Raw genomic sequence first — 10,426 nt, 5'->3', positions numbered from 1 at the left:
GAGATATTCTTCATATCCTGCATCAGATAGCCGACGATACTACCCACAATGGTGATCAACAGGCTGACCACCAGAGTGCTGATCACCGCCACAACCAGCCATCTGGCCCGATGACCGCCAATCACCTTCTGAAAATGTGGCGTCAGGATATTCACGATCTCATAAACCAGAAAACCAGCCATAAAGCAGGTAAGAAGATGCAACGGCAACAGCAGCAGGATCCCCCCCATCACAAAGATGAAACTGATTATCCTGGCCTGTTTTACATTCATTATCTGCATTGTTACTCGCTTGTCCCTGAGGGGATAGAATTTTTAAGCACCTGTTTGCTATTATATTTCATTTATCATGTCAAACAGAACACGACAAGCTAAATTCACCCAACCTCAAGCCGGGAGCTCAGGTTTTTTCCCTAATATCCCTCAGGCTCTGCGGGATGGCTGTCCCCTAAAACATGTGGCGATTTCACGAATACCCCTTTCCAGGGAACCGAGCCAGTATTGACCAGGAAATGCGCCTCGCCAGGATCGCACTGCAACACATCCCCTTCACGCAGCATTTGCTTCTCCCCTTCCAGATACAGACACACCTCTCCACTGAGAGTATAAAAAACTTCGCAAACCTCCTGGTGGCGGTGATTTCTGAATGACTGCCCGGGCTGCAACACCACGACGCCCATATCGCACATCGGTCCACGGATCAGGTATTTCGGGCCATTGTCGCCGAAGCGATAGTCGTGAGCCATTTCATTGGTCTTGATCATGATTGCCCTCTTTTAAAGGCCGGGAGCCTTCCACATTGACGTCGTCAACCCATGATCAACCAAACCACGTTGATCCAGGTACACCGCCAACCATTTTTGACGTGCCTGTTGATAAACCTCGCTGTTTTCTGGATTCGGGATATATTCCCTATCCCAACGCACCAGGCTCTCCCCGGCATCTGCCAGCGAGGAATAGACCCCCACCCCCACACCAGCCGCAATCGCACATCCCAGCGCGGTAGCTTCTTTAACCACCGGGACGCGTACGATCAGGCCGGTGACATCGGCCAGGATCTGGCTCCAGAGCGTGCCCTTTGAACCGCCACCGGCAAACACCAGCGAATCGGCCTTGATACCTGAAAACTCGGCAATTTGTTGTAGATTACAGGCCGACACGATAGCCGCGTTCTCTTCCAGGGCCCGGAACAGCGTAGCTTTGTTGCACTTTTCCGGATCGATCGACAGGTTGATAAATGACGGGGCGGCGTGATACCAACTCTTAAAGCGCATCACATCGGAGAAGATGGGCATAACACCATGGGCACCTGATGGAACACGCCTGGCCATATCCTCCAGCAAGGCATAGGTATCCACGCCCAGACGTTCACCAATCAGCTTCTCCTCGGCGCAAAAGGCATCTCGGAACCAGCGCATGGTTAGCCCGGTAAAAAAGCTGATGGATTCAGCCTGGACCATTCCCGGGATCACATGCGGGTTAATCCGCACATTCATATTGGGATCGGTAACCGGCTCAGGGAGGTTCACCACCTGCTGCCAGAATGTTCCGCCCAATACGGCGGTCTGTGCCGGTCTGACGATGCCAAGACCCACGCATCCCAGTTGGACATCACCTCCCCCGACAATCACCGGTGTGCCCGCCCTCAGGCCTGACAGTGCGGCGGCATTGGCCGTCACCGCCCCCAACGGCGTTCCCGTCTCTTTTACCGGCGAAAGAATGTCAGAACGCAGGCCCGCCATTTCCAACAGGCCTTTTCTCCAGTCTCGAGTCACCAGATCAACCAAACCGGTTGTCCCGGCATTTGACGGATCGACCGCCAGTTCACCGCTGAGCATATAAGCCAGCCAGTCGCTGATCATGGTGACCGCTGCGGCCTGGCGATAGATATCCGGGCGGTAGTGCGCCAACCACAGCAGCCGGGGCATTGCGCTGAGCGCCAGCGTCTGCCCGGAACAACGGTAGACCTCGTCTTCAAAAGTGTCGTTATGCAGCTCTTTTAACTCACTGACCTCACGCGTTGCTCGTGCATCAACGTTGGCGCATGCCCAGATCGGCTGACCTTGCGCATCATAGATCACTATCCCTTCACGCATTGAACACGCAGCCACGGACGCAATCGCCTCCGGCGCAATGGCCGCCATCTTTAATGCCTGATGGATGCATTGGCAGGCGAGGTGCCAGTTTTTGGCAAGATCGAATTCCATGGAGCCCGGTACATCAGGAACCGCCAAATGTTGCCATTCGGCTTGCCCTACTGAGACTTGATTGCCTTCCAAATCAAAAATCACCGCTCTGATGCTACCGGTACCGGCATCCAGAGCCATCAGGTATTGGCCTGATGTGATAGGAGTACAGAGTCGAGCCATGTGTTTGTCCTCGGCTGATGGTGCTTCAAGGTGTGGCAGTGAGTCAGTCTGTTACATCGTTAATAACCTTTACTGGCCAATAAGTTTGAGCATTTCTGCCGCCGTGTCCTGATCGGTGACCAACGCGTTGATATAGCCGCCCTTCAAGGCCGCCACGATCGCTTCGGCTTTGGGAACTCCCCCCGCTACTCCAACAACGGTAGGTATGGTGGCGAGCGCGCTCAAACTCAGCCCTATCAATTCTTGATGAATTTGCATGTCGGGAATGATTTCGCCGCTGGCATCAAAAAAGTAGCCGAGAATATCGCCAACGGCACCTTTACGGCCAATCATCAGTTGCTCGCCTTCGGTGATATAGCCAGCGCGTAAAATGGTGGCGGCATCTTTTTGACTCACCGCACCGATGCCAACGACGGCGACATCGGCAGCCTGAGCCGCTAACAGCACGTCTCTAACGCTATTTTCATCCCGTAGAGTGCGGGCAATATCGGCAGAAGAAGCGCGCAACGGGGCTGGGATCATGCTAACGCTGCAGGCGGCATCCAACTGACCAATCCCGGTCATATATGGCCCGACGCCACCGGAAAGCGTGACCAGGCGAATTTGCTGTGAAGAAATGAAGCCACTCAACCTTTTCAACGTGCTCATGGTGGCCTCGCCAAACCCCGCCGCCAACAGCTGCTGTGGCTGCAGGGACTCCATCAGCATGTGTGCCGCACCGATCCCCAACCTCGCGCTGTCGTCAGCCTCGGCCAAGGCGGGCAACACGCGAATGTTTTTCAGGTCAAAGTGCTTTTTCAGTGCATCTTCATACTGTAGGCAACCTTCAAAGCGGGAGTTAATCTGCACCCGAATGATCCCAGACTGATGCCCTTTCTCCAGTAAACGTGAAACCTTAAGGCGCGTCAGCCCAAGCCGGGCGCTGATCTCGCTTTGCGTCAATCCGTCGTGATAGTAGAACCAGGCGATACGGGCGACCTGCTCCTCCTCACACATGCCATGTTCGGTGATCAATGCACAGTCATTTATCGTCATAAATCCGCTTCTCTTTGAACATTTTTAAATCTTGAACACAATTGTTCCGCTATCGCGCAACAATAGCTGTGAGTCATGCCACAAATATACACCAAATTTGAACATCAGTTTTTACAGAGAACAATTATTCAAAAAACGTGATCGCAGTGATGGTTTTATCGCCAAACCCTGACTAAGGTTATGAACAATTAGTTTTCTAAAAAATATTTGTTCAACTCAGCCACTGATCTTCGAGTGAACGGAGGCAAGATGCAAACCGGTGAATACTCAGATCCACCTCTGCTCTGCGTACAAAACATTAATAAACACTATTCCGGTGTCGAGGTGCTGAAAGGCATCGACTTTACCCTGCATGCCGGAGAGGTCCATGCCCTGCTCGGTGGTAATGGCGCGGGGAAATCAACGCTGATGAAGATTATTGCTGGCGTGGTACCTCCAGACGGCGGCTCTCTCGAGATCAATGGCCAGCGTTGTGCCAACCTGACCCCGGTAAAAGCCCATCAATTGGGGATATATCTGGTGCCACAGGAACCGCTGTTGTTCCCCAGCCTGTCGGTTAAAGAGAATATTCTGTTTGGCCTACCAGCCAAGCGGGCCGCAGTGGAAAAAATGCAGCAGTTACTTGAACGGTTGGGATGCAAGCTTGAGCCCAACAGTATGGCAGGGTCGTTGGATGTCGCTGACCGCCAGATCGTGGAGATCATGCGGGGATTAATGCGTGATTCCCAGATCCTGATCCTGGATGAACCCACGGCGTCGCTGACACCTGCCGAAACGGATCGCTTATTTTCCCGTCTACACGAACTGCTTGGCAAAGGTGTCGGTATTGTCTTTATTTCCCATAAGCTGCCGGAAATCCGCCAGATTGCCGACCGCGTCAGCGTGATGCGTGATGGCAAAATCGCCCTGACGGGAAAAACCGCCTCGCTGACCACGGATGAGATTATTCAGGCAATCACCCCTGCGGCCCGTAATGTGGATCTCTCCGCCAGCCAGAAACTCTGGCTTGAACTGCCAGGCAATCGGCCAGCCAACCCTCAGGGCAAAGCCGTATTGCAATTGAGGGAGCTTACCGGTGAAGGCTTCCGGCAGGTGACTTTCGACGTCCACGCAGGGGAAATTCTAGGTCTAGCTGGATTGGTAGGCTCCGGGCGCACCGAGTTAGCTGAAACGCTGTATGGATTGCGCCAAGTCTGTGCGGGCAGCATCATGCTCAATGGTGAAGAGATCGCTAAACTGACCACCCGCCAGAGATTGCAACGTGGACTGATCTATTTACCCGAAGACCGGCAGTCTTCCGGGCTGTATCTGGACTCCTCGCTCTCCTGGAACGTCTGTGCCCTGACCCACAATAACGGCGGGTTCTGGGCTCATCCACAGCGTGACAACGCCACGCTTGAACGTTATCGCCGGGCACTGGATATCAAATTCAACCATCCGGAACAGCCGGCCCGTACCCTGTCTGGCGGTAATCAACAAAAAATCCTGATCGCCAAATGCCTGGAAGCAGCACCGCAGCTGCTGATTGTCGATGAACCGACCCGTGGTGTCGACGTTGGCGCGCGCAACGATATCTATCAGCTCATTCGGAGCATTGCCCAACAGCATGTTGCTATCCTGTTTATTTCATCCGATCTCGAAGAGATAGCCATGATGGCCGATCGGGTCTGCATCATGCACCAGGGCGAGGTGGCAAGCAGCGCGCTGTGCGGCGACGAGATCGCTGTGGATACCATCATGCATATGGCCTTTGGCGAGCGACACACCGTACCCCCTACCTCCTATCAACCTCATGCCAACGGGGAGACCTCATGCTAAAGATGATACAAAACAACCGAGAGCTGACGGCGCTGCTGGCCATCATCGGCCTGTTTGCGCTACTGGGGGGCATTGATAGCAGCTATTTCAGTTTCCAGACGCTGACCATGATTTTCAGCAGTTCGCAAATCCTGATGTTGCTGGCCATCGGCGCGGCGCTGGTCATGCTGACCCGTAACATTGATGTCTCCGTCGGCTCCATCACCGGGATGTGTGCGGTGCTGCTCGGGATAACGCTCAATGCCGGATACAGCTTGCCCGTCGCCTTTAGCGTCACGCTGCTGCTCGGTTTGCTGGCCGGGTTTTTTAATGGGGTGCTGGTAGCCTGGTTTAAAATTCCTGCCATTGTCGCCACCCTGGGCACCCTTGGCCTTTATCGCGGCATCATGCTGTTGTGGACCGGCGGCAAATGGATCGAGGGGTTGCCAAGCTCGCTCAAGCAGCTCTCTTCACCGGTGCTGCTGGGTATCTCACCGATTGGCTGGCTAACCTTACTGCTACTGGTGTTAATGACGTGGTTACTGCTGAAGACCTCATTTGGCCGCAGTTTCTATGCCACCGGTGACAACCTGCAAGGCGCTCGTCAACTCGGGATCCGCACCGAGGCCATTCGTATCATCGCCTTCACACTTAATGGGTTGATGGCGGCGCTCGCCGGGATCGTGTTTGCTGCGCAGATTGGCTTTATTCCCAACCAGACCGGCACCGGCCTGGAAATGAAGGCCATTGCCGCCTGCGTGCTAGGAGGCATCAGCCTGCTCGGGGGTTCTGGCACGGTGATAGGGGCCGTTCTGGGTGCCTATTTCCTGACGCAGATCGACAGCGTACTGGTATTGCTGCGTATTCCTGCCTGGTGGAACGACTTTATCGCTGGCCTGGTTTTGTTAGGGGTTCTGGTGTTTGATGGCCGCCTGCGCTGCGCGCTGCAAAAGAATATCCGCCGCCAGAAATATGCCCGGTTTATCGATCCCCCGCCTCCGTCTCCAACATCCCCTCACTCCACCCAACTCCCTGTACCGGGAAAAAAACGGGAGATCGCATGATGGCACCATGGCGACGTTTTGGCTGGGAACTGGCGCTGGCCGCCCTGCTGCTGATTGAGATCCTGGCATTCGGGGTCGTTAACCCGCGCATGCTGGACATTAATGTTCTGCTGTTCAGCACCAGCGATTTTATCTGTATCGGCATTGTGGCACTGCCGTTAACCCTGGTGATCGTCAGTGGCGGCATTGATATTTCATTTGGCTCCACCATAGGCCTGTGCGCCATTGCGCTAGGGGTGTTGTTCCAGGCGGGCCTGCCCTTGCCGTTGGCAATTACGATAACGCTAGCCTTGGGTGCCCTGTGCGGTTTGATCAACGCCGGATTGATCATCTACACCGGTATCAATCCTTTGGTGATCACACTCGGCACCATGTACCTGTTTGGCGGTAGCGCCCTGCTGCTTTCGGGCATCTCTGGTGCCACCGGCTATGAAGGCATCGGCGGATTCCCGATGGCCTTTACCGATTTCGCCAACCTGACGCTGTTTGGCCTGCCAGTACCACTGGCCTTCTTTATGGTCTGTGTTTTGCTGTGCTGGCTGCTGATGCACCGGACACACGCTGGGCGCAACATCTTCCTGATTGGCCAAAGCCAGCGCGTAGCGCAATACAGTGCGATCCCGGTTAACCGAACGCTGTGCGCACTCTATGCGATGACCGGATTTGCTTCAGCCATCGCAGCGGTGCTGCTGGTTTCCTACTTTGGTTCGGCACGTTCCGACCTCGGTGCCTCCTTCCTGATGCCAGCCATCACGGCGGTGGTGCTTGGCGGGGCGAATATTTACGGCGGCTCTGGCTCCATTCTCGGTACCGCCGTAGCCGTCTTGCTGGTCGGCTATCTGCAACAGGGATTACAAATGGCTGGCGTGCCCAACCAGATCTCCAGCGCACTTTCCGGAGCGCTACTGATTATTGTCGTCGTTGGCCGCTCCGTCAGCCTACACCGGCATCAAATCAGAGAGTGGCTCCAACGACGACGCAGCAGCCAACAGGTTTGAGCTGAGACACACATCTTATGACACCGCGATATACGGAGAACAACATGACCTTACAACGTATCAAAAAAATCGCGCTTTTGAGCGTACTCGGCATGGCTTCGCTAAGCATTGGCGTACAGGCAGCAGAGCGTATTGCCTTTATCCCCAAACTGGTGGGCGTCGGTTTTTTCACCAGCGGAGGTAATGGAGCACTAGAGGCGGGGAAAGAGCTGGGTGTTGACGTTACCTACGATGGCCCAACCGAACCTAGCGTGTCCGGCCAGGTTCAGTTGATAAATAACTTCGTCAACCAGGGCTATAACGCCATTATCGTCTCTGCCGTCTCCCCGGAAGGACTCTGCCCGGCGTTAAAACGTGCCATGCAGCGTGGCGTGAAGGTATTGACCTGGGACTCAGACACCAAGCCAGAATGCCGTTCTTACTACATCAATCAGGGTACACCAGCCCAACTCGGGGGCATGTTGGTCGATATGGCAGCCAATCAGGTGAAGAAAGATAAGGCCAAGGTCGCCTTCTTCTACTCCAGCCCGACGGTCACCGACCAAAACCAATGGGTGAATGAAGCCAAGCGTAAAATCGAGAAAGACCATCCAGGCTGGGAAGTGGTCACCACACAGTTTGGTTACAACGATGCCACCAAGTCACTGCAAACCGCCGAAGGGATCCTGAAAGCCTACGGCGATCTGGACGCCATTATCGCCCCGGATGCCAATGCCCTGCCCGCTGCGGCCCAGGCGGCAGAGAATCTCAAGCGTGACAACGTGGCGATCGTGGGGTTCAGCACCCCAAACGTCATGCGCCCTTATATTCAGCGCGGCACGGTTAAAGAGTTCGGCCTGTGGGACGTGGTCGAACAGGGGAAAATTTCAGTTTACGTGGCCAACGCCCTGCTGAAAAACGGCGAATTGAAGGTTGGTGACAAACTCGATATCCCAGGCGTGGGCCAGGTAGAGGTTTCGCCAAACAGCGTACAAGGCTACGACTACCAGGCAAAGGGCAATGGCATCGTGCTGCTGCCTGAGCGCGTGGTATTCAATAAAGACAATATCGACAAATACAACTTCTAACCTATCGCACGATTATTTGGAGGGAGTAAGACAATGGCTGATTTAGATGACATCAAAGATGGTAAAGACTTCCATATCGACAAGCCGCAGCAAAATGCCCTGTTTAGTTTAAAAGGGTGCGCTGCGCTGGATTGGGGCATGCAATCCCGCCTGGCACGCATTTTCAATCCCCGCACCAACAGAACCGTGATGCTGGCCTTTGATCACGGTTATTTCCAAGGCCCGACGACCGGTCTGGAACGTATTGATATCAATATTGCGCCGCTGTTTGCACATGCCGACGTGTTGATGTGTACCCGGGGTATTCTGCGAAGCGTGATCCCACCCGCCACCAACAAACCCATCGTGCTACGTGCTTCAGGGGCAAACTCCATTCTGACCGAGTTGAGCAATGAGGCGGTGGCTGTCGCCATGGACGACGCGGTGCGTCTCAATAGCTGTGCCGTCGCCGCACAGGTTTATATCGGCACGGAACATGAACACCAGTCGATTAAAAACATCATCCAGTTGATCGATGCGGGTTTGAAAGTTGGCATGCCCACCATGGCGGTGACCGGCGTAGGGAAAGATATGGCGCGCGATCAGCGCTATTTCTCACTGGCCACGCGTATTGCCGCCGAGATGGGGGCGCAAATCATCAAAACTTACTACGTGGATAAAGGGTTCGAACGCATTGTGGCTGGCTGCCCGGTGCCCATCGTTATCGCCGGTGGGAAGAAGCTGCCAGAGCGCGAAGCGCTGGAGATGTGCTTCCAGGCCATCGATCAAGGGGCATCCGGGGTAGATATGGGGCGGAATATTTTCCAGTCAGAAAGCCCGGTTGCCATGATCAAGGCGGTGCACGCCATCGTTCATCAGAACGAAACGGTAGAACACGCCTACGAACTATTCCTTAGCGAAAAAGGCTGATACGGCTGAAATGCGGGCCAGTTTTCCAGGCTCGCCCCATTCAAGGAGGCTGATTATGCACGTTACCCTGGTCGAAATTAACGTTCATGACGACAAGGTTGAACGGTTTATCGAGGTGTTTCGCCAAAACCATCTAGGCGCGATCCAGGAAAAGGGCAACCTGCGCTTCGATGTGTTACAGGCCCCTGATATCCCAACACGCTTTTATATTTACGAGGCCTACGCCGATGAGCAGGCCGTAGCTTTTCATAAAACGACCCCGCACTATCTGGCCTGCGTCAAAGAGTTGGAATCTTTGATGACCGGCCCACGTAAAAAGACGGTCTTTATTGGTTTGATGCCCTGAGGTTCCGCCCCACTATTCAGGTGGGGCGAGCAATCTCGCTTCCCATATTGCGGCAATATTGGCTGAAGAACTCGACACAGACCGTCAGCTTGGTCGACGTGTAAAGCGGTATCTGGTAAACCGCCCAGATGTTGGCGCTCTGCACGTAGTCGGGCAAAACTCGCACCAGCACGCTATCGCGCAGAAACGGTGATGCATCCCATTCGGTACGCAGCATGATCCCTTTGCTATTCAGCGCCCAATGCAAGACGCTCTCACCGCCGTTGGACGACAACTGCCCGGATATTTTTACCGACTTTTTGCCCTACTGGTTTCCCAGCTCCCAAATGCCGATGGTTTGATCACGCTCCTTGGTCACCAGGCAGTCATGATGCTGCAAATCCACCAGCATTGCGGGTTTCCCCCGCTGTTTTATATACGCGGGTGATGCACAAATGATGCGCTGGTCTTGGCCAACAGCTTGGCAATGTAATTATCTGGAATGTCATCGTTGATCCTGATATCCAGATCAACATTATCCCGGTTCAACAACGCTGGTTTTATTACCTGGTTCGGCAAGCTGATAGCTCAAGGCTTGCAGGGATTCTCAACCACGGTGGTGACGGTGCTGTTGGTGATGGGCTAGTAAAACCGGTTTTCCGGTCTTGATTTACGGCAAAGCGGCGACGGCTTAACCACCTGAGCTAAAACCGTAAAAATATTCTTGACCGGTTAACCGACTCTCCCTATAGTAGCGCCCCGTTGCACTGAGTAACGCGCAACGTACGGTGAGGTGTCTGAGTGGCTGAAGGAGCACGCCTGGAAAGTGTGTATACGCGTAAGTGTATCGAGGGTTCGAACCC

At 54.2% G+C, this 10,426-nt stretch carries 10 protein-coding genes and 2 pseudogenes; 7 read left to right on the top strand and 5 right to left on the bottom strand.

Annotated features, from left to right (window positions below):
• The 4 genes and pseudogenes from ACLQ7H_RS15695 to lsrR form a co-directional block, all read right to left on the bottom strand.
• Positions 1-281, bottom strand: a pseudogene (locus ACLQ7H_RS15695) (hypothetical protein); the annotation flags it as partial.
• Between the two features lie 131 nt (positions 282-412).
• Complete coding sequence (locus ACLQ7H_RS15690; protein WP_411753484.1) at positions 413-763, bottom strand: cupin domain-containing protein; 351 nt, start codon at positions 761-763, stop codon at positions 413-415.
• A 12-nt stretch (positions 764-775) separates the two neighbouring features.
• The gene (lsrK, locus tag ACLQ7H_RS15685) at positions 776-2,368 is read right to left on the bottom strand and encodes an autoinducer-2 kinase (RefSeq protein ID WP_411753483.1); all 1,593 of its coding nucleotides are present in this window, start codon (positions 2,366-2,368) and stop codon (positions 776-778) included.
• Between the two features lie 69 nt (positions 2,369-2,437).
• Entirely contained in the window at positions 2,438-3,403 is a 966-nt protein-coding gene (gene lsrR, locus ACLQ7H_RS15680) for a transcriptional regulator LsrR (protein WP_411753482.1), read from the bottom strand.
• A gap of 249 nt (positions 3,404-3,652) precedes the next feature.
• On the opposite strand from lsrR, the gene lsrA reads away from it, so the two are divergent.
• Genes lsrA through lsrG form a run of 6 tightly spaced genes read left to right on the top strand, consistent with a single transcriptional unit; the run spans position 3,653 to position 9,584 of the window.
• Positions 3,653-5,221 carry an autoinducer 2 ABC transporter ATP-binding protein LsrA gene (lsrA, locus tag ACLQ7H_RS15675; RefSeq protein ID WP_411753481.1) on the top strand — a complete coding sequence of 523 codons (1,569 nt, stop codon included), beginning with the start codon at positions 3,653-3,655 and terminating at the stop codon, positions 5,219-5,221.
• On the top strand, positions 5,215-6,264 hold the full coding sequence (gene lsrC, locus ACLQ7H_RS15670) for an autoinducer 2 ABC transporter permease LsrC (RefSeq protein WP_411753480.1): 1,050 nt from the start codon (positions 5,215-5,217) through the stop codon (positions 6,262-6,264). The genes lsrA and lsrC overlap by 7 nt, the downstream gene beginning before the upstream one ends.
• Positions 6,261-7,262: an autoinducer 2 ABC transporter permease LsrD gene (lsrD, locus tag ACLQ7H_RS15665; RefSeq protein ID WP_411753479.1), complete on the top strand. Its 1,002-nt coding sequence runs from the start codon at positions 6,261-6,263 to the stop codon at positions 7,260-7,262. The genes lsrC and lsrD overlap by 4 nt, the downstream gene beginning before the upstream one ends.
• 44 nt (positions 7,263-7,306) lie before the next feature.
• Complete coding sequence (gene lsrB / locus ACLQ7H_RS15660; protein WP_024486576.1) at positions 7,307-8,329, top strand: autoinducer 2 ABC transporter substrate-binding protein LsrB; 1,023 nt, start codon at positions 7,307-7,309, stop codon at positions 8,327-8,329.
• A 33-nt stretch (positions 8,330-8,362) separates the two neighbouring features.
• The gene (lsrF, locus tag ACLQ7H_RS15655; RefSeq protein ID WP_411753478.1) at positions 8,363-9,238 is read left to right on the top strand and encodes a 3-hydroxy-5-phosphonooxypentane-2,4-dione thiolase; all 876 of its coding nucleotides are present in this window, start codon (positions 8,363-8,365) and stop codon (positions 9,236-9,238) included.
• A gap of 55 nt (positions 9,239-9,293) precedes the next feature.
• Positions 9,294-9,584, top strand: a complete 291-nt coding sequence (gene lsrG, locus ACLQ7H_RS15650; protein ID WP_411753477.1) for a (4S)-4-hydroxy-5-phosphonooxypentane-2,3-dione isomerase — start codon at positions 9,294-9,296, stop codon at positions 9,582-9,584.
• A gap of 16 nt (positions 9,585-9,600) precedes the next feature.
• Here lsrG and ACLQ7H_RS15645 read toward each other — a convergent pair.
• A pseudogene (locus ACLQ7H_RS15645) lies at positions 9,601-10,112 on the bottom strand (LysR substrate-binding domain-containing protein); the annotation flags it as partial.
• On the opposite strand from ACLQ7H_RS15645, the gene ACLQ7H_RS15640 reads away from it, so the two are divergent.
• Positions 10,066-10,209 carry a hypothetical protein gene (locus tag ACLQ7H_RS15640; protein WP_411753485.1) on the top strand — a complete coding sequence of 48 codons (144 nt, stop codon included), beginning with the start codon at positions 10,066-10,068 and terminating at the stop codon, positions 10,207-10,209. The pseudogene ACLQ7H_RS15645 and the gene ACLQ7H_RS15640 overlap by 47 nt on opposite strands.
• Positions 10,210-10,426: the final 217 nt, after the last annotated feature.

Origin of the sequence: Serratia sp. (in: enterobacteria) (genome assembly GCF_046715635.1) — a bacterium.
Lineage (GTDB): Bacteria > Pseudomonadota > Gammaproteobacteria > Enterobacterales > Enterobacteriaceae > Chania.
Note: the sequence above shows the minus strand (reverse complement) of the source record. Positions and strands in the feature narration are given on the sequence as shown.

Excerpts from the sequence above, each read along its gene's own strand:
- ACLQ7H_RS15690 (WP_411753484.1), bottom strand. The coding sequence starts at position 763 with ATGATCAAGACCAATGAAATGGCTCACGACTATCGCTTCGGCGACAAT.
- lsrK (WP_411753483.1), bottom strand. The coding sequence starts at position 2,368 with ATGGCTCGACTCTGTACTCCTATCACATCAGGCCAATACCTGATGGCT.
- lsrR (WP_411753482.1), bottom strand. The coding sequence starts at position 3,403 with ATGACGATAAATGACTGTGCATTGATCACCGAACATGGCATGTGTGAG.
- lsrA (WP_411753481.1), top strand. The coding sequence starts at position 3,653 with ATGCAAACCGGTGAATACTCAGATCCACCTCTGCTCTGCGTACAAAAC.
- lsrC (WP_411753480.1), top strand. The coding sequence starts at position 5,215 with ATGCTAAAGATGATACAAAACAACCGAGAGCTGACGGCGCTGCTGGCC.
- lsrD (WP_411753479.1), top strand. The coding sequence starts at position 6,261 with ATGATGGCACCATGGCGACGTTTTGGCTGGGAACTGGCGCTGGCCGCC.
- lsrB (WP_024486576.1), top strand. The coding sequence starts at position 7,307 with ATGACCTTACAACGTATCAAAAAAATCGCGCTTTTGAGCGTACTCGGC.
- lsrF (WP_411753478.1), top strand. The coding sequence starts at position 8,363 with ATGGCTGATTTAGATGACATCAAAGATGGTAAAGACTTCCATATCGAC.
- lsrG (WP_411753477.1), top strand. The coding sequence starts at position 9,294 with ATGCACGTTACCCTGGTCGAAATTAACGTTCATGACGACAAGGTTGAA.
- ACLQ7H_RS15640 (WP_411753485.1), top strand. The coding sequence starts at position 10,066 with ATGTCATCGTTGATCCTGATATCCAGATCAACATTATCCCGGTTCAAC.